This window comes from Scandinavium sp. NPDC088450, from assembly GCF_044900545.1.
GTDB lineage: Bacteria > Pseudomonadota > Gammaproteobacteria > Enterobacterales > Enterobacteriaceae > Scandinavium.
Window position 1 is genome coordinate 93,411 of record NZ_JBJDNI010000002.1, and the last position, 18,098, is coordinate 111,508.

Annotated in this window: 21 protein-coding genes; 8 read left to right on the top strand and 13 right to left on the bottom strand. The window is 51.9% G+C overall.

Annotation, left to right across the window (positions count from 1 at the left end):
- Positions 1–165: 165 nt before the first annotated feature.
- A complete protein-coding gene (locus ACI2I2_RS03030; protein ID WP_404656562.1) occupies positions 166–555 on the top strand; it encodes a hypothetical protein in 390 nt (129 codons plus the stop codon).
- A 197-nt stretch (positions 556–752) separates the two neighbouring features.
- Here ACI2I2_RS03030 and ACI2I2_RS03035 read toward each other — a convergent pair whose 3' ends face one another.
- Positions 753–1,616 carry a YicC/YloC family endoribonuclease gene (locus tag ACI2I2_RS03035; protein ID WP_404656563.1) on the bottom strand — a complete coding sequence of 288 codons (864 nt, stop codon included), beginning with the start codon at positions 1,614–1,616 and terminating at the stop codon, positions 753–755.
- Positions 1,617–1,740: 124 nt separating this feature from the next.
- On the opposite strand from ACI2I2_RS03035, the gene rph reads away from it, so the two are divergent.
- Both rph and pyrE read left to right on the top strand, forming a co-directional pair.
- Complete coding sequence (gene rph / locus ACI2I2_RS03040) at positions 1,741–2,457, top strand: ribonuclease PH (protein WP_330984696.1); 717 nt, start codon at positions 1,741–1,743, stop codon at positions 2,455–2,457.
- A 72-nt stretch (positions 2,458–2,529) separates the two neighbouring features.
- Positions 2,530–3,171: an orotate phosphoribosyltransferase gene (gene pyrE / locus ACI2I2_RS03045; protein WP_404656564.1), complete on the top strand. Its 642-nt coding sequence runs from the start codon at positions 2,530–2,532 to the stop codon at positions 3,169–3,171.
- Positions 3,172–3,204: 33 nt separating this feature from the next.
- Here the strand turns inward: pyrE and slmA are convergent, their stop codons facing one another.
- From slmA to coaBC, 3 genes are all read right to left on the bottom strand, one after another.
- The gene (gene slmA, locus ACI2I2_RS03050) at positions 3,205–3,801 is read right to left on the bottom strand and encodes a nucleoid occlusion factor SlmA (protein WP_330984698.1); all 597 of its coding nucleotides are present in this window, start codon (positions 3,799–3,801) and stop codon (positions 3,205–3,207) included.
- A gap of 119 nt (positions 3,802–3,920) precedes the next feature.
- The gene (dut, locus tag ACI2I2_RS03055) at positions 3,921–4,379 is read right to left on the bottom strand and encodes a dUTP diphosphatase (protein ID WP_404656565.1); all 459 of its coding nucleotides are present in this window, start codon (positions 4,377–4,379) and stop codon (positions 3,921–3,923) included.
- Complete coding sequence (gene coaBC / locus ACI2I2_RS03060) at positions 4,357–5,568, bottom strand: bifunctional phosphopantothenoylcysteine decarboxylase/phosphopantothenate--cysteine ligase CoaBC (RefSeq protein WP_404656727.1); 1,212 nt, start codon at positions 5,566–5,568, stop codon at positions 4,357–4,359. Before coaBC ends, dut begins: the two co-directional genes overlap by 23 nt.
- Before the next feature lie 173 nt (positions 5,569–5,741).
- Here coaBC and radC point away from each other — a divergent pair, with 173 nt between their 5' ends.
- From radC to mutM, 4 genes are all read left to right on the top strand, one after another.
- Complete coding sequence (radC, locus tag ACI2I2_RS03065) at positions 5,742–6,410, top strand: DNA repair protein RadC (RefSeq protein WP_404656566.1); 669 nt, start codon at positions 5,742–5,744, stop codon at positions 6,408–6,410.
- A gap of 204 nt (positions 6,411–6,614) precedes the next feature.
- On the top strand, positions 6,615–6,851 hold the full coding sequence (gene rpmB / locus ACI2I2_RS03070; RefSeq protein WP_002436699.1) for a 50S ribosomal protein L28: 237 nt from the start codon (positions 6,615–6,617) through the stop codon (positions 6,849–6,851).
- Positions 6,852–6,871: 20 nt separating this feature from the next.
- On the top strand, positions 6,872–7,039 hold the full coding sequence (gene rpmG / locus ACI2I2_RS03075) for a 50S ribosomal protein L33 (RefSeq protein WP_003024094.1): 168 nt from the start codon (positions 6,872–6,874) through the stop codon (positions 7,037–7,039).
- Positions 7,040–7,137: 98 nt separating this feature from the next.
- Entirely contained in the window at positions 7,138–7,947 is an 810-nt protein-coding gene (gene mutM / locus ACI2I2_RS03080; RefSeq protein WP_404656567.1) for a bifunctional DNA-formamidopyrimidine glycosylase/DNA-(apurinic or apyrimidinic site) lyase, read from the top strand.
- 42 nt (positions 7,948–7,989) lie between these two features.
- Here mutM and coaD read toward each other — a convergent pair whose 3' ends face one another.
- The 7 genes from coaD to rfaQ all read right to left on the bottom strand — a co-directional run bounded on the left by coaD (position 7,990) and on the right by rfaQ (position 14,910).
- Positions 7,990–8,472, bottom strand: a complete 483-nt coding sequence (gene coaD, locus ACI2I2_RS03085; RefSeq protein WP_404656568.1) for a pantetheine-phosphate adenylyltransferase — start codon at positions 8,470–8,472, stop codon at positions 7,990–7,992.
- Positions 8,473–8,475: 3 nt separating this feature from the next.
- Positions 8,476–9,246 (bottom strand): glycosyltransferase family 2 protein, encoded by a 771-nt coding sequence (locus ACI2I2_RS03090; protein WP_404656569.1) that lies wholly within the window; start codon positions 9,244–9,246, stop codon positions 8,476–8,478.
- On the bottom strand, positions 9,246–10,520 hold the full coding sequence (waaA, locus tag ACI2I2_RS03095) for a lipid IV(A) 3-deoxy-D-manno-octulosonic acid transferase (RefSeq protein WP_404656570.1): 1,275 nt from the start codon (positions 10,518–10,520) through the stop codon (positions 9,246–9,248). The genes ACI2I2_RS03090 and waaA overlap by 1 nt, the downstream gene beginning before the upstream one ends.
- Before the next feature lie 85 nt (positions 10,521–10,605).
- A complete protein-coding gene (locus tag ACI2I2_RS03100) occupies positions 10,606–11,601 on the bottom strand; it encodes a glycosyltransferase (protein ID WP_404656571.1) in 996 nt (331 codons plus the stop codon).
- Positions 11,602–11,612: 11 nt separating this feature from the next.
- The gene (locus ACI2I2_RS03105; protein ID WP_404656728.1) at positions 11,613–12,713 is read right to left on the bottom strand and encodes a glycosyltransferase; all 1,101 of its coding nucleotides are present in this window, start codon (positions 12,711–12,713) and stop codon (positions 11,613–11,615) included.
- Positions 12,714–12,715: 2 nt separating this feature from the next.
- Complete coding sequence (locus tag ACI2I2_RS03110; protein WP_404656572.1) at positions 12,716–13,843, bottom strand: glycosyltransferase family 4 protein; 1,128 nt, start codon at positions 13,841–13,843, stop codon at positions 12,716–12,718.
- Positions 13,840–14,910: a putative lipopolysaccharide heptosyltransferase III gene (rfaQ, locus tag ACI2I2_RS03115; protein WP_404656573.1), complete on the bottom strand. Its 1,071-nt coding sequence runs from the start codon at positions 14,908–14,910 to the stop codon at positions 13,840–13,842. The genes ACI2I2_RS03110 and rfaQ overlap by 4 nt, the downstream gene beginning before the upstream one ends.
- Positions 14,911–15,060: 150 nt before the next feature.
- Here rfaQ and ACI2I2_RS03120 point away from each other — a divergent pair, with 150 nt between their 5' ends.
- Entirely contained in the window at positions 15,061–16,023 is a 963-nt protein-coding gene (locus tag ACI2I2_RS03120) for a polysaccharide deacetylase family protein (protein WP_404656574.1), read from the top strand.
- A gap of 14 nt (positions 16,024–16,037) precedes the next feature.
- On the opposite strand, the gene ACI2I2_RS03125 is transcribed toward ACI2I2_RS03120, so the two are convergent.
- Together ACI2I2_RS03125 and ACI2I2_RS03130 are read right to left on the bottom strand one after the other, a co-directional pair.
- Positions 16,038–17,204 (bottom strand): O-antigen ligase family protein, encoded by a 1,167-nt coding sequence (locus tag ACI2I2_RS03125; protein ID WP_404656575.1) that lies wholly within the window; start codon positions 17,202–17,204, stop codon positions 16,038–16,040.
- Entirely contained in the window at positions 17,204–18,094 is an 891-nt protein-coding gene (locus ACI2I2_RS03130; RefSeq protein WP_404656576.1) for a sugar glycosyltransferase, read from the bottom strand. Before ACI2I2_RS03130 ends, ACI2I2_RS03125 begins: the two co-directional genes overlap by 1 nt.
- Positions 18,095–18,098: the final 4 nt, after the last annotated feature.

An 18,098-nucleotide genomic window follows, 5' to 3' on the forward strand; every position in this document is an offset into this window, starting at 1 on the left:
GCGATTTGTGCGATAGATCACGATTGAAAATTTCTAAGGCAAAGCAAAAAGGATTAGTTTTTCTAATCAACAATTGCTTATTAGTTGGCGCTGGATGATTAGGCGAGTTTATTTATCGATTAGAAAAATTATTACGTTTATCAAAAGTTGAAGGAGCGGGAGACGATGAACATTTCTGCAATGTTAAAAGCGCTGGCGAACGGGGTCAATCCGGAGACGGGCGAGTTTATGAGTGCTGCATCAATAGTGAATCAGCCTGATGCAATTCGATTGTTATTCACACTTTCTGACGAAATGGCAGACGAGCCTGAAAAGCAGAAAAAGGGCAAGCTGACGGCGGAAGAACGCCAGCAGAAGAACATCGCCGAAGGCCGCCCGGCAAAATCTTATTTTCCGTGGACAGAGTTAGAGAAAGGCTTGCTTGAAGAACGCTTTAAGGCGGACGAAACCATCGAAGTATTGAGCGTGAAGTTTGAACGTTCAATCAGAGCTGTAGCTATACAGCTGGAAAAGATGGGGCTTATCACCGCCGAGCAGTTGTTGGCATTATCGTAAAAGAAAAAGGCCCGTTAAAAAGGGCCTTCAGATTGCTGACAAAGAAGGAAAAAGCGTGGTTTTTCCTTCTTTGTGGTTATCAGCCGAAAATCAATGAATTGATTTTCCTTATTTTTTGTTCTGCGACCCATGACAAAACGGTATTCGTTAGAGGTTTGTCATCAGTCTCAAGGCCCGTTAAAACGGGCCTTAGGCGATTACTCGATATTCTGGATTTGCTCGCGCATCTGCTCAATCAGCACTTTCAGCTCGATGGCGGAGGCGGTGACTTCAGCATTGATGGATTTCGACCCGAGAGTGTTCGACTCACGGTTGAACTCCTGCATCATGAAGTCGAGACGACGGCCAACGGCTTCTTTCTTATTCAGGATGTTCCAGGTCTCTTTTACATGGGCTTCGAGGCGATCAAGCTCTTCAGCAACATCGATACGCTGGGCCATCATCACCAGCTCTTGCTCAAGACGGTTGTTCTCCAGCTGAACCTGGGCTTCTTCGAGCTTCGCGACAAGACGCTCGCGCTGCCACTGAAGGATTTCCGGCATATGTGCGCGGACTTTCGTCACTTCAGCGCTCACGCCGTCCAGGCGTTGCTCAATCAGGGATTTCAGCGCTTTGCCTTCGGTTTCACGGGCCAGAATGAAATCATCCAGCGCGCCATCGAGGGCCGTCAGGATTTCAGCCGTGATAGCGTCCAGATCTTGTTCCTGGGCCGCCATGACGCCCGGCCAGCGGAGAATATCGACCGGGTTAATTTCGCCTTCGTCACTTTGCATCTTCACCCAGTTAGCCGCGTTGACTAACTGGCGCGCCAGGTTTTCATTCAGGATGAGTTCACCCTGAGCGCTTGGGTCCTGTTCAAAACGCAGCGTACATTCTACTTTGCCGCGAGTCAGGCGTGAGCGGATGCGTTCACGCACCACCGGCTCCAGGCTTCGAAATTGTTCCGGCATGCGGAAGTAGGTTTCGAGATAACGCTGGTTTACCGAGCGCAGTTCCCAGGCGGCGCTGCCCCAGGAGCCCTTAATTTCACGGCGGGCGTAGGCGGTCATACTGCGGATCATAGACGTTCCTGTTTTTAAAGGAGAGATGGGGGGATTATAGCTAGCGGGGCTTTCTCATGATAGGAATAAGCGCGTTTAATCCGTATAATGCGCAGCCACATTCGTTTAAAGCCGGAGATTTATCATGCGTCCAGCAGGCCGTAGCGCTCATCAGGTGCGTCCCGTAACCCTGACCCGTAACTACACCAAACACGCTGAAGGCTCTGTGCTGGTCGAATTCGGTGATACTAAAGTCCTCTGCACCGCGTCCATTGATGAAGGCGTACCGCGCTTTCTGAAAGGCCAGGGCCAGGGCTGGATCACCGCCGAATACGGCATGCTGCCACGTTCCACGCATACCCGTAACGCTCGTGAAGCGGCAAAAGGTAAGCAGGGTGGCCGCACCATGGAAATCCAGCGTCTGATTGCTCGTGCACTGCGTGCAGCGGTCGATCTCAAGACTCTGGGCGAGTTTACCATCACGCTTGATTGCGACGTGATTCAGGCAGATGGCGGCACCCGTACCGCTTCTATCACCGGTGCCTGTGTTGCACTGGCCGATGCGCTGAACAATCTGGTTGCCGCGGGCAAACTCAAAACCAACCCAATGAAAGGCATGGTGGCTGCGGTTTCCGTGGGCATCGTCAACGGCGAAGCGCTGTGCGATCTGGAGTACGTTGAAGACTCCGCCGCGGAAACAGACATGAACGTGGTGATGACCGAAGACGGTCGCATCATCGAAGTGCAGGGCACTGCTGAGGGTGAGCCATTCACCCACGAAGAGCTTCTTACCTTGCTGGCGTTGGCCCGAGGGGGAATCGAATCCATTGTAACGACGCAGAAAGCGGCGTTAGAAAACTGATTTTAAGGGCGACGTGGTCGCCCTTTTTTTTGTCCAAAGAAAAGCACAGAAAGTAAGATGAGGAGCGAATCCATGAAACCCTATCAGCGCCAGTTTATTGAATTTGCGCTTAACAAGCAGGTACTGAAGTTCGGCGAGTTTACGCTGAAATCCGGGCGCAAAAGCCCCTATTTCTTTAATGCCGGGCTGTTTAATACCGGGCGCGATTTGGCACTGTTAGGCCGCTTCTATGCCGAAGCTCTGGTGGATTCGGGGATTGATTTTGATCTGCTGTTTGGCCCGGCCTACAAAGGGATCCCGATTGCCACCACCACCGCAGTAGCGCTGGCTGAGCATCACGAGCGCGATGTGCCGTACTGCTTCAACCGCAAAGAAGCCAAAGACCATGGTGAAGGTGGCAACCTGGTGGGCAGCGCGCTCGAAGGGCGTGTGATGCTGGTGGATGATGTGATTACCGCCGGGACCGCTATCCGTGAATCTATGGAGATTATCCAGGCTAACGGAGCAACGCTTGCGGGGGTACTTATCTCGCTTGACCGTCAAGAACGCGGCCGTGGTGAAATTTCTGCGATTCAGGAAGTGGAGCGCGATTACGGCTGTGAGGTGATTTCTATCATCACCCTGAAAGACCTGATTGCGTACCTGGAAGAGAAGCCTGAAATGGCGGATAGCCTGGCGGCAGTTCGTGCTTATCGCGAAGAGTTTGGCGTATAAAACAAAAAACCGGGCATGTTTGCCCGGTTTTTCTTACTGCAGTTGAGCGTATACCAAAGGCCAACGCGCATCAAAATCATCGGTTGGACGGTACTTAAACTCACTACGCACGAAGCGGGACAACATCCCTTCACAGAACGACAGCAACTGGCTTGCCAGCAAAGACTCATCCACGCTGTAGCCTTCGCCTTCACGCATCTTCTTTTCGCGCAGTACCTGACGGATTTGCGCTTCAATACGCTCGAAAAGCTGGTTGATGCGACCCTGAAGCCTGTCCTGTTCAAACATCAGCGCATGGCCTGTCAGAATGCGGGTGAGGCCTGGATTTCGCTCGCCAAAGCCGAGAATCAGCAAAACAATCAAACGCAGACGCGCACCGGTATCTTTTTCATCTTTCAGGATTAGATTAATACGGGTAATCAGACTGTCTTCAATAAACTCGATGAGGCTGTCGAACATGCGAGTTTTGCTTGGGAAATGACGGTACAGTGCGGCTTCAGACACGCCCACTGACGCCGCCAGTTTCGCGGTGGTGATTCGCTGACTGCCATCGCTGGATTCAAGCATAAGTGCCAGAGATTGAAGTATTTCTTCGCGACGATTCCTTTTCGCGGTTTGTTTTTCTGCCATGTTGTAAAATACCCCTGAAAATTAACACTTGTCAGGCGCGCATCCATACCGCGACCGCAAGCCATTGCTTGCGTTGGTGTTATTGCATTATTTCGCTGCTGGATGCTGCGTCAGGACGCTTATTTACGTCCTGAATGGCCGAAGCCGCCTTCGCCACGGTCGGTGGCGTCAAATTCTTCCACCAGATTAAATTCCGCCTGCACGACAGGAACAAACACCATTTGAGCAATGCGTTCGCCCGGCTCGATAGTAAAGCTCTTCTGCCCACGGTTCCAAACAGAAACCATCAACTGACCCTGATAATCAGAATCGATAAGACCAACCAGGTTGCCGAGCACCACGCCGTGTTTATGGCCCAAACCAGAACGAGGCAGGATAACGGCAGCCAGGGACGAGTCAGCGATATGAATAGCAAGGCCTGTTGGCAGCAAGGTGGTTTCACCGGGAGCCAGTTCTACGGCGTCATCCAGACAGGCTCGCAGGTCAAGTCCGGCAGAGCCAGAGGTGGCGTAGGTTGGCAACGGAAATTGCTCACCCACGCGCGGGTCCAGAATCTTAACGTCGATTTTTTTCATCATAACGGGTAACGATCTCGTCCAGTAGTAGTTGGCCCAGGAGTTCCTTTCGTGCAAGTGGTAAGACTTTGTCGCCATCCTGCCAAAAGAGGTGCAGCGCATTATTATCGCTGTTAAATCCTTGATTATCTTGTGATACGTCGTTAGCACATATCAGATCAAGGTTTTTGCGGGCACGTTTTTGCCGTGCGTATTCTTCCACATTATTCGTTTCTGCGGCAAACCCTACGACATAAGGACGAGCGCTTTTCAGAGCGGCAACACCTGCAACGATATCCGGGTTTTTGACCATTTTCAGTGTTAATTCATCGCCTTGCTTTTTGATTTTCTCATCTGCAATGGCCTGTGCTCTGTAATCCGCCACCGCCGCGCAGCCGATGAAAATATGCTGCTTTGTGGCGTTGGCCTGAACGGCAGTTTCCATCTCCAGCGCGGTCGTCACATCAACGCGTTGTACAAACGGTGGTGTTGGCAAAGAGACAGGGCCGCTGACCAGCGTGACGTTTGCGCCCCGTTTGGCTGCCGCTGCCGCAATCGCAAAACCCATTTTGCCCGAGCTGTGATTGGTGATGTAACGCACCGGGTCCAACGGCTCGCGAGTCGGGCCAGCGGTTATCATGATATTGAGATGTTGCAGATCTTTGACAGGCGCAAAATGTGCCGCTGCCATGTCCACAATGGTCAGTGGGTCGAGCATTCGCCCTGGGCCAATGTCTCCACACGCCTGGCTACCGCTGTCCGGGCCCCAAAGCAGAAGCCCACGTGATGCCAGCGTTTCAAGGTTGTGCTGGGTCGCGGCGGCTCGATACATCTGCTGATTCATTGCAGGCACGACTGCAATCGGTGCGGCTGTTGCCAGGCAAATCGTTGAAACCAGATCGTTTGCCATACCGGCGGCAACGCGGGCAATGAGGTCGGCGGTTGCGGGTGCCAGAATCACCAAATCGGCCCATTTACCCAGCTCAATATGGCCCATGGCGGCTTCAGCAGCGGGATCAAGCAGGCTGTCAGACACCGGATAACCTGACACGGCTTGCAGGCTCAAAGGGGTAATGAACGCTTTTGCTGCGTCCGTCATGGCGACGCGAACATCAGCACCACGCTCGCGCAAACGGCGAACCAGTTCAGGGGTTTTATAGGCAGCGATACCACCGCTGACACCGAGAACGATTTTTTTACCGGCCAGGCTCATCATGATTCTTTCCTGTGGAGGACATCGGAATCCTGCCATTTTATCACAATCATTCTGCACTCGTGCTGCAAAGGAAAATCAGTCTGCGAGGCGTTACGCAGAGATAACATCTCCCTGTCGCCAGGGCCCAAAAGCGCATGACAGAATGGGCGAAGTCCAGAAGGAGAAGGTCTATGGAAACGGACGAGCCGATTCTGCCGCGCGAGAAAATGCAGGTGGATGGCATTGAATCACTAACGGATACCGAGCTGTTGGCGCTGTTTCTGCGCACCGGTAATCAGCGTCGAGACGTGCTGGCCTTTGCGAAGTATTTGCTCGGCCGCTTTGGTTCGTTGCATGGGTTGTTGTCGGCGCCTGAGGATGCCCTGCTCGACACCGAGGGCATTGGCATTGCGAAATATGCGCAGCTTAAAGGGATTGCGGAACTGGCCCGGCGTTTCTTCAGCATGCAACTGCTACTGCTGGAAGACCCCTTGCGCAGCCCGGATGCGACAAGGGATTTCTTACGTAGCCAACTGGCCTGGGAGGAGCGTGAGATCTTTATGGTGATCTTCATGGACAGCCAAAATCGGGTGATCAGGCACAGCCGGATGTTCACGGGAACCCTCAATCACGTGGAGGTTCACCCAAGAGAAATCGTCCGTGAGGCCATTAAAAATAACGCCGCCGCGCTGATCCTGGCGCACAATCATCCTTCCGGAAGTGCGACGCCGAGTAAAGCAGATAGAATCATTACCGAGAGAGTGGTAAAGTGCTGCAACTTCATGGATATACGTGTTCTCGACCACATGGTTGTTGGGCAAGGAGAGATCATTTCCTTCGCTGAACAGGGCTGGATTTAGCGATCCATTGGGATCTTTGTCTGTTCGGGACTTGAGCACACCGCGGAGTCAGCGTATACTACGCCACCTTTGAGAATCTCGGGTTTGGCATTTGGGCCTGGCTGCACGAGTTCACTAAGAACCGTCAAACCGGGCTGTAGCAGCCTGACGAGGCGCCAATACCCTATACGAAGCTCGAGCTAATTTGATTTTTGGAGAATAGACATGTCCCGAGTCTGCCAAGTAACTGGCAAGCGTCCGGTGACCGGTAACAACCGTTCCCACGCACTGAACGCGACCAAGCGCCGTTTCCTGCCGAACCTGCACTCTCACCGTTTCTGGGTTGAGAGCGAGAAGCGCTTTGTCACCCTGCGTGTATCTGCTAAAGGTATGCGTGTTATTGACAAGAAAGGCATCGATACAGTTCTGTCCGAACTGCGTGCCCGTGGCGAAAAGTACTAAGTACTAAGAGGAATTAAATCATGGCTAAAGGTATTCGTGAGAAAATCAAGCTGGTTTCTTCTGCTGGTACTGGTCACTTCTACACCACCACGAAGAACAAGCGTACTAAGCCGGAAAAACTGGAACTGAAAAAGTTCGATCCAGTTGTCCGTCAGCACGTACTTTACAAAGAAGCTAAAATTAAATAATTTTAGTCTCCTTGTACGAAAACCCCGCTCTTGCGGGGTTTTTTGTTTTCTGCGCGTCCCCATAATAGAGAGCATCCTGAACGGTTTTCGGAGACGTCATGCCTGAATTACCCGAGGTTGAAACCAGCCGCCGTGGCATTGAGCCACATCTGGTCGGTGAAACCATCCTGCACGCTATTGTTCGTAACGGCCGTCTGCGCTGGCCAGTCTCGGCTGAAATTCACAGCCTCAGCGATAAACCTGTGCTCAGCGTCCAGCGACGTGCCAAATATCTGCTTCTTGAACTGCCGGATGGCTGGATAATCATTCATCTGGGCATGTCCGGGAGTTTGCGCATTTTGCCTGAGGAGCGTCCGGCCGAAAAACATGACCATGTCGATTTGGTGATGAGCAATGGCAAGGTGCTGCGTTATACCGATCCACGCCGCTTCGGTGCGTGGCTGTGGACCAAAGAGCTTGAAGGGCACAGCGTGCTGGCACATCTTGGGCCTGAGCCTCTCAGCGAGGCGTTTAACGCTGATTACTTCCGTGAAAAATGCGCGAAGAAGAAAACCCCCATCAAGCCCTGGCTGATGGATAACAAACTGGTGGTGGGAGTAGGCAACATTTACGCCAGTGAATCGCTCTTTGCCGCCGGGATCCACCCCGATCGCCTGGCGTCATCGCTTTCGCCCCAAGAGTGCGAACTCCTGGTGCGTGTGATTAAGGCGGTTTTGCTGCGCTCTATTGAGCAAGGTGGAACGACGCTGAAAGACTTTCTGCAAAGTGATGGTAAACCGGGCTATTTCGCGCAGGAGCTGCAGGTGTATGGCCGCAAAGACGAGCCATGTCGAGTGTGCGGGGCACCGATCATTGCGAAGAAACACGCGCAACGGGCGACGTTTTACTGCCGCCGCTGTCAGAAGTAGCGCGTAGGCCCGGCCAGGCGTCAGCCGCCGCCGGGCAATCAGTTAAGGTTTCAGCTTATCCATCAGCGCCTGATGAACGGCAGGGGGAAGGAAGTGGGCCACATCACCGTCGTGGCGAGCCACTTCTTTCACCAGCGAGGATGAAATGAATGACCACTCTTTTGACGGCATCAGAAACACGCTTTCCAGTTCTGGCATCAGGTGGCGGTTCATGTGCGCCAACTGCATCTCGTATTCAAAATCCGCGACCGCGCGCAGGCCACGAATCAAAATATTGGCCTGCTGTGCGCGGGCAAAATTGGCCATCAGGTCACTGAAACCCACGACTTCAACATTCGGGATATGTGAGATAGCCTGCTGAGCCAGGGCCACTCGTTCATCCAAATCGAACATTGGCTTTTTGCTCGGGCTTGCGGCAATCGCCAGCAGCACTTTATCGAACATCGCGCTCGCGCGGGTGACGATATCAATGTGACCGTTGGTGATGGGATCAAATGTGCCGGGATAGATGGCTTTTGTGCTCATGACTCACGCCTTCTTGCTAAAGCCGCGGTTTAGCGCCCACAGCTCGGTGTACTTGTTAAACGTATATTGTGCGTTAACCACGGCCAGAAGCCAGCCCTGTGCGCCATCCAGCACGCCACCACGTATCAGCAACGTTTTAACGAATGCGCCGAGCGTGTGGCCGAAAATGCCCGCCAATGACGCCTTTTTGCCCTTCTGATAACGTTCCTGAGCCCAGGCCGTCGCGTAGGCGAGCTGTTTTTGCTGGAAGTCAGCAAAATCGCGGCACGTCAGATGGCGTAGGTCGCCTTTAAGTTCGATGATAGTGGCATCGCGGCACTCAAGGGATTCATGGACCAGGTTGCCATTGTATTGCCAACGTTCACGTTCGTAGAGGCGCAAGACTCTGTCAGGATACCAGCCGCTATGGCGCATAAAACGACCGAGGAAATAGTTGCGACGTGCGATGCTGTAGACCGCTCCTGCTTGTGGCGCTGCGAGCACCTGACGCAAAGAGTGTTCTAACTCAGGTGTGACTCGCTCATCGGTATCGATCATCAGAATATAATCGCCGGTCGCCAGGGCTTGCGCACGCTGGCGTTGAACGCCGTAGCCTTGCCAGTCGTTGTTCACATGGACTTGCGCGCCCAGGCTGCGAGCCAGTTCTACCGTGTTATCACTGCTGCCGGAATCCAGAACGATAATCTCGTCAGCCCAGCGCACTGACGCCAGACATTCTGGCAGCAGCTCAGCGGCATTTTTGGCGATCATGACTACCGACAGGCGCGTTGGCATTAATGACTCCGCTGCGGCAGATAGGGTTGCAGTAACTCTAGCAGACGGACGAGTGCGCCCTGGTTTTGATGAAGAACTTCGACAGCGTGACGGCCATACCACAGACGATAATCTTCGTCGGTGAGCAGCGTGGAGACTTCTTTCACCAGCGAATCGGTATCCGTCACGGTGATCAGCCCTTCCGCTTGCTGCAGTTTGGCGCAGATGTCTTTGAAATTGAAAATATGCGGCCCCATCAGCACTGGAATGGCGTGAGCCGCAGGCTCCAGCGGATTATGACCGCCGCGCTCGACCAGGCTTCCGCCAACGAATGCCAGGTCAGCAATGCCGTAGAGCAGCATCAGTTCACCCATCGTGTCGCCAATGACGACCTGAGTCGTGGGTGAAGGGATCTCTCCGGTGCTGCGCAGGGTGAATGTCATTCCGGCTTTTTGCACCAGTTCACGCGCATCGGCAAAGCGCTCTGGATGGCGCGGCACCAGAATCAGCAGCAGGTCAGGGAAAGTTTCCAGCAGCTTTTGATGGGCATCGAGGATAATTTTTTCTTCGCCATCGTGGGTGCTGGTCGCAATCCACACCTGACGACGTGGGGCCCATTGACGGCGTAGCGTAATGGCTCGTGCCGCCAGTTCTGGCGTCACGGAGATATCAAATTTGAGGCTGCCGGTAATGGCAAGCTGATTGCGTTTGAGGCCGAGAGAAAGGAAGCGGTTGCCGTCTTCTTCGTTCTGAGCCGCTATTAAGGTGATGCGGCTCAGCAGGCGACGCATGAAATTACCGAGTTTGCCGTACCCTTTCGCGGAGCGTTCAGACAAACGAGCATTAGCAATAACCAGCGGAATCTGGCGCTTGTGCAGTGCCGTCACCATGTTTGGCCACAGCTCTGTTTCCATCACGATAACCAGCTTTGGCCGCACGGTGTTGAAGAAGCGGTTCATCGCGCCTGGCAGATCGTAAGGCAGATACACATGCTGAACGTCTTTCCCGAAGGCAGACATCGCACGTTCTGAGCCCGTTGGCGTCATTGTGGTCACGGTGATGGGCAGCGAAGGATAGCGATGGCGCAGAGCACGCACCAGCGGGATAGCCGCCAGCGTTTCGCCGACGGACACGGAATGCAACAGTATGCCATCCGGCACTACCTTGCCTTTGCAGAAGCCGTAGCGTTCTGCCCAGCGTTTACGGTACGCAGGCGCTTTACGGCTGCGTAACAGCAGCCGCAGCCAGACCAGTGGCTGAATCAGGTAGAGCAAAATGGTATACAGAAATTCCAAGCGTGTTATCCGTTTTTATTGTCTTCGGCGGGCAAATTCTAAGCATTTAGCGGGCTTAAAGCTATCCCTTTGGCAATCTGGACGTTCAATCGCTCAGATAACGTTTCAAACGGAAGTAGCGACGACCTAAACGCCAGCGCAGGCGCGGGCTTTTTGCACTCTTCCAGATCAGTTTCCAGATGCCGCGATCGAAGAATTCCCGCACGATCATCGCCTTTTTACGCGGATCTTTCATATTGTCGAATGTATGAATGATCCCCAGACCTTCTTTCGCTATCTGCCAGTGGCAAGCCGCGATGCTTTTCACCTGTTCTGGATAGCGCTGATTGATGGCATCCAGCATCTCCAGAATTTTCATGTAGTGACGAGCAGAACGGATGAGCGTCTCGTCGGTATCCGGCGTATGGGAGACGGAAGCCGAGTGGATGTAGTAATCGTAGTACTGTTCGCTGGTGTACTGCACTCGTTCTGCAGCCAGCAGCACTTCTGTTGTCCAGGGAATGTCCTGATGACGAAGGCCCGGCTCGAAGTGGAAATTGTGCTGGCGAATGAAATCATGGCGATACAGATTCAGCCAGGTCACATGCAGAAACTTGCGTGAATCCAGAGCTTGTTTCAACCACGCCGGGCCACTCAGCACACCGGTGGACTGCAATTTATCCGGTGGGAAAATAGGACGGGTCGGCTTTTTGTCATTTTCCCACACGTAGTTCCCGTTGCAGGTCACGACATCAAGCTGGCTTTTGAGTGCCAGATCCAGCAAATGCTGATACATCCCCGGTTTGAAGAAATCGTCGATATCCGGGAAGGACAAGTACTGGCCGGTGGCAACGGCCAGGCCAGTGTTGCGGGCTACGGAAACGCCCTGATTTTCCTGCTCGAGCACCTGCATCTGCGGCAGCTGCTGACGCCACTTTTCCACTATCTGCAGTGAGCTGTCGGTGGAGCCGTCATTGACGATGATCACTTCCATGCTCTCGATATTTTGCGCCACGAGGCAGGAGAAGAACTGATCTAAAAATTTTTCGCCGTTGTAGACGGCGACAACCACGCTAAGCAGTGGTGATGTCGGGTGTTGCATACAATACCTGATTACTGTTTAGTGCCCGCAAGCGCAATATATTGACGGCAGATTGCCTCAATGCCGTAGGCAGAAATGGTGGTGTTGTCGATAGCCGGTGGATGTTGCCAGATGTCCTGCATGGTATTTGCCAGCCCATCGTCATTCATTTCACTCAGACCACGAGCAAGTTCGCCAGTGAGAATTTCAGACGGTCCGCCTGGGCAGCGTGTACTCACTGCTGGCGTCTGGCAAATAATCGCTTCAACCAGTACGTTGCCAAATCCTTCGCAATCAGAGCTTAACACCAGTTGTTTGGCGTTTTTGATCCACGGATAAGGATTCGGTACGAAGCTGCGGAACTGCGTTCTGTCGGCAATGCCTAATGTCTTTGCCAATGCTTTCAGCTGATCAATGTGTTTTTGACTGCCATTACCCATCATCACCAGTTGGTCAGGAATTCCACTTTTGGCGAAGGCGCGCAGCAGGCGATCATGGCGCTTGTGTTCATGGAAGCGGCCAACATGAATAATGTACTCCTGACCTTCCAGCTCGAAAGGCTCAGTGGCAAGCTGCTGAATATTCGCGATATCAAAAGGGTTATGGATAACTGCATCCCGGCTGAGGGTGATGCGCAGATTTTGGGTCAGATCATGAAGCACGGCATTAGACACCGCCACAACCTGTGAATTTTCATAAACCCGGCGAATTTTGGCCCGCTTAAACCAGCGTGATGGGGCACGGCGATTGCGCAGGTAAGAAAACGAGAACATGCCGTGAACGCAGTACCAGATTTTATCGCGGCTGATCGCGCGTGTACGGGCAACGATGCGATCCGTTTTATGCAGGTGGGAAAACACAATATCGAAGTTCCCTTTTTCCTGCGCTTTTATAATGGCTTCGTCCAGTAAATGAGCTCGGCGACACAGCTCCGTAAGTTTTCGCCAGGGCTTTTTGCAAGTGTCCTGCACAACCTGATAATCGATGCCTTCCGGGATGGCGTAGTCACACACTTTGCGCAAGGAGAACAGGGATACCTGATGACCCATTTCCACGAGCCCACGCGAGAGCGTCAGCACCGTTTTTTCGGCGCCCCCGCCGGGTAAACCATCAATAATCATAAGGATGCGCATCATTAATCCAATAAAGTTTGATAAAGCGTAATGAGCTGGCTTGAGAGCCGCTCCGGTGTTGCATCCATGACTTTATGGCGAGCAGCCATGCCCATTCTGTTATCGTCTTCCTGTGCCGGTATTGCCATCACCGCCTCTCGCAGGCGTGAGATGTCGAGTGCATCGCAGACAAAACCGTTGGTTCCTTGCGCTATAAATTCAGCCCCACCGCAGGTGTGTGAGGTAATGACGGGCAACCCGCAGGCCATCGCTTCCAGAATGACATTGGGAAACGGGTCGTACAGGGTTGGCAATAATAAGCCGTCAGCCGCCTGATAGAACGGCAATGTTTCTTTTTGCATACCACAAAAACGAACGCGATCGGCGCAACCTTCTGAGCGCGCCAACGCATGATACTGCTTTTCTGCCTTGTCCTGACCCACGACAAGCAGGTAACGGTCGGTGCCTGCAATGGCTTTAATCGCAGCCGCCAGCCCCTTACGTTCAAATCCTGATCCCACAAAACAGAACACCACGGCATTCGCCGGAATGCCCAGTTGCTCACGCAGCACGAATTTTTGCATGCTTTCTGCTGGAACGAAGCGGCTGGAATCAATGGAATTATAAATCACGTGGACTTTTTTTGCGTCGACGGCGAAATCTTCGATGATTTCTTGCTTCACCATTTCCGCATTACAAATCACAGCTTTAAGTTCCGGCGCCTGATACATGGCCTTTTCAGCGCCCATTACGTAGCGGTGATAGCGATCGAGCATCAGCATGTGACCACGCCAGCCGGGCAGAATGCGTTGGCGTTGCAGTAACCAGCGGCGATGAACACCATCGCCTGCACGATAAATATCGCAGCCAGGAATTCGCTCATGGCTTTGCACGATATCAAACTGCTCTGCTTGCCAGAGCCTACGCGCTGCATGAGCGAAACCGCGTTCGCGGCTAATGCGCCCCCATTTCTGCGGATCGCAAATATGGATGTGCCAGTCATCCTGCTTTTCGCCTTGCCACTGGCGAGTGATGACATTCAGCTCTAAATCCTGATTGCTAAGCGCGCTCAGGGCACGAGAAACAAAACGTTCGGCACCGCCGTCAGGACGGTATTTTTGGCGCACGATGGCCAGGCGATGTTTCTTCATGACAGGCAATTCCTTGCAGCAGCAACGACGCGCTCAACCGGGATAGCGTCCAGATAGCGTTCTTTGGTCTTCGTGTCGACCGCATCTGGGTCAGGCAGTGGGCCATACTCCCCGGCCCAAATCACTTCACCGTTCACCTGCCATGGGCTCCAGAACGTGAGTTTTGATGGGCCAAAAAGCGCGACACACGGGGTTTGCAAAGCCGCAGCCATATGCATAGGCACAGAATCCACGCCAATAAACAGCGCGGCGTGGCCTATCAATGCGCCTAACTGACGAAGCGTTAATTGTCCGGCTAACGACACCACACGCTCCTGAGGGCAGGCGGCGAGAATGGTGTCGACCATCGCCAGCTCTTTTTTGTCCGGGCCGGAGGTCAGTACAATCGTGTGGCCCTCTTGCTGCAGTGCTGAGATGGTTTGCGCCATTTTGCTTTCATCCCAGCACTTGAAAAACCAGCGAGAGGTGGGCTGCACAACGATAAACTTTTCTGGCACGCCCTTTTCAGCCAGCTTATCTGAGACGGCTTGCCAGTCTTCCGGGCTATAGCTCATCGCGACTGAACTGACCGGCGCAATACCCAGCGGGGCAAGAATCGAGATATTTTGCTCAACGGTATGCATCTGTTTATGCCCGTTCACGGAGGCAAGTTCCGTATGGCAGTGACGCCAAAACCAGCCGCGGCGCTTATTAAAATCAAACCCAATGCGCACGGGCGCGCCGGTAAAACGCGTGATGATGGCACTTCGCCACTGATCGGCAAGATTGAGAACCAGTTGATAACGCTGGTCACGCAACGTCGTCAGCAACTGCCACTCTTTTTGCAGGTGTCCGCGTGTGCCCAGTTTTTTCCACTTGCGATCGATGCCGTAAATTTGATGAATGTCAGGATGCGCGGCCAGCATATCCCGGGTTTCTTCATATAACAGAACGTCGATTTGCGCATCGGGCCAGCGCTGGCGCAGGGAGTGGATCACCGGGGTAGTCAGAAGCATGTCGCCATGATGACGTAATTTGATCAAAAGAATGCGTAAACCGGGTGCGTTGAGTGAGTTATTCATCATCATCTTATTGGGGTCGTATTGCCTGCAATTCTAATAGACATGATGAGGACTTGCATCATTTCTCGGCAATGTCAGGTTTTTCCTGGCAACTGTTTACTCGGTGAGAGGAGAGTGCGTAACATAGCCCTAACCCTCATCGACTCTGGGATAACCATGACGAAACCAGCATTTATCATCACCATCGATACTGAAGGCGATAACCTTTGGCAAAACCATCGGGAAATTAAAACGGAAAACGCCCGATACCTGCCGCGCTTCCAGACTCTGTGTGAAAAATATGGTTTCAAGCCGGTCTGGTTAACGAACTACGAGATGGCGGTTGACCCGGTTTACATCGACTTTGCTAAAGATGTGATTGCGCGCGGGCAAGGGGAAGTCGGCATGCATTTGCATGCCTGGAACAGTCCGCCTGAACATGACCTGACCGGTGATGACTGGCGCTGGCAACCCTATCTGATTGAATATCCGGATTCTGTTTTACGCGAAAAAGTGCTGTTCATGACTGAGCTTCTGGAGAGCACCTTCCAGACTAAAATGCTCAGCCATCGTGCCGGACGCTGGGCGTTCGACAGCCGTTATGCAAAATTGCTGATTGAGCTAGGCTACCAGGTCGATTGCTCAGTAACGCCGCGCGTGAACTGGCGTAACGCCAAAGGCGCACCGCAGGGTACAGGCGGAACGGATTATCAGTACTTCCCGGAAAATGCCTATTTTATCGATGAGAATGAAATTCATCGGCCAGGCAACAGCCCCTTGCTGGAAGTCCCAATGAGTATTCAGTACAAACATCCGGGCTGGCTGAATAGCGTGAAGCAAGGTTACGACCGCCTGCGCGGCAAATACCGCTCTCCCTCCGTTAACTGGTTACGTCCTGCTGGCGGGAATGCCGATGAGATGATCAACGTTGCGGAGAAATGCCTGGCTCAAGGCAACGACTATGTCGAATTTATGCTCCACTCATCCGAGTTTATGCCCGGCGGCAGCCCGACCTTTAAAGATGAGGCCGCGATTGAAGGGTTGTATCAGGACCTCGAGAAGCTCTTCGCCTGGCTGGCACAACGAACCCAGGGAATGACGTTGGCTGAGTTTTATCAGGTGAAAAAAAACGCCGGGTGACCGGCGTTTTTGCTTTATCGCTGCGCGGATTTGGAGACTGGCGTGCTCATGGCGATGATTAGCGGTAACCAGAAAAGAACCCAATACTCACGTGGGTTACTAATAATAAACATCCCTTGGGTTACATAGAAAATGAGTGAGAACAGCCAAATTGCCACTTCGGCTTTTTGGTTGCGTACAAAATGTTCTTTGCACCGCCAAAGCGCCAGTCCAATGACCGAGACAAACAAGATGAATCCAACGATACCGCCTTTAAGCAATGCGGCAAAATACAGACTGTGGGTTGTTGTTACGTGTTGCCCAATACTGTTAACGAACGCTAATTCCTTTTCGAAACCCCAACCGAAAATCGGTTTTTGCATTGCAACATCATAGGCATGCTCCCAAATCCCAAAGCGAATAAAGCTTTGCTGATAGGAGGAATCAATGCGGTTGATAAAGGTATCGAGAAATCCACTAACATAAAGCAAACCCACTGCCGCAATGATGAGCAATAAGATTGCTGCTAATAATTTGATATTCCATTTTGGGCGCAGAACGGCAGTCACGACACTGGCGGCAACAAGTGCCATTAATGGGCCGCGACTTTGAGTCAATATCAGACAAAGTAACAGCAGCGGGATGGGGACCAGGAACCACAGCGATTTGAACTCACGCACCAACAGTACGCTGAAGAGAATACCTAATGCCATATAGCCCCCAAGATCAATGACATTGTCAGGTGACCAGGGGAAGCCATCCCGGAGGCGCGAATGGAAGATATGGCTCTTATCAACAAGGGCTAGAGTGAGAACCGCCAGAATAATAGTGCCAAGCCAGGCGGCTGTAATGACATATTTTTTATAACCCGCAAGTTCAGCCTGTCGGTAAAGCGCCATTAACACCAGCAAATAAAAAGAGTGTGTTAACGAGGAACTTAGATGGGGGGAAGTGGACCATAAATTGGAGAGCGAATAGTAGATAACAAACGCCGCCACGGTTACTAAAGCATACAGATATGTTTTGTCCTGCAAAAACTGATTACGAGCCTGAGCAGAAAAAATCAGAGTCAGCAGGAATAATGATAATGCGACATGAAATGAAATATTAACCCTGGAAACACCGCAAAAAATCGTGCTCATCAGGATGAAGAAAATAAAGAATGATAAATAGATGTTTTTCCATTTAACCAATGACATCATTAAAAACCCTGTTTGGGGAAAGTGCTTTCGGGGACGGAGCTCAGCGGTGAAAGATTAATGATGGAGATGCCTTTCTTTGCTAATACTTCGCTTGCTAATTTTAATGCCGGGAAAACGACTACATTGAGTTTGTCATGCAGATAAGAAGGGCGTTTGCTCCCTTCGTTCTCGTAGAATCGAGGTGCAGAAAGATTGTTTAGGTCTAAGCCCGCGATATAAATTTTTGTGAAACCAAGGTAACCAATAACCTGAAGCGCCCAATAAACAACCGTGCCTGCATCAAAAACGCCTTTGCAGATATCCGTGCTGAAAGCAATTTCAGGATGCGTGGTTGAAAAAACAACATCTGCCCTATTTGAAAAATGATGATTGATGTGGTTTCTTTTTACCGATGGCTTATAAGTTTGATAACAAATGTCTTCAATAATGGCTAACTTGCATTGAATGTTTTCATGGCCGAATTCATCGATAAGCTTGATGACCCCCATCACTGTCGTAAAGAGGGTAATCTCTTCTGAAGCACAGATTTCTTTTATCATCTGAGTGTGATGATCGATAAACGTCATGTCGACAATAAAGTAGAGTTTGAAATCAAGCGAGTATTTAAGATTCCATGCCCCATTTACCCCTGCTGTAGTAATGTCATCAGGACGCTGGCTAAAATCAATATCTTTCACTGACGGTCCTGTCGCCGTCAATAACAGGCTTCCGGAAAACTGATTATGCAACTCAGATAAACGCGTCAGTGGGATGGAATGATGGCGATAGTTTAATGCTGTGATTTCACCTGATGCGGCACGACGAATTTTTACATGGGGCCAAAGATTCTCATTGTGACGCATGTTGCGCTTATGGGTATAACGGTAAATCTGTTTAGTCAGCGTGCCCATAAAA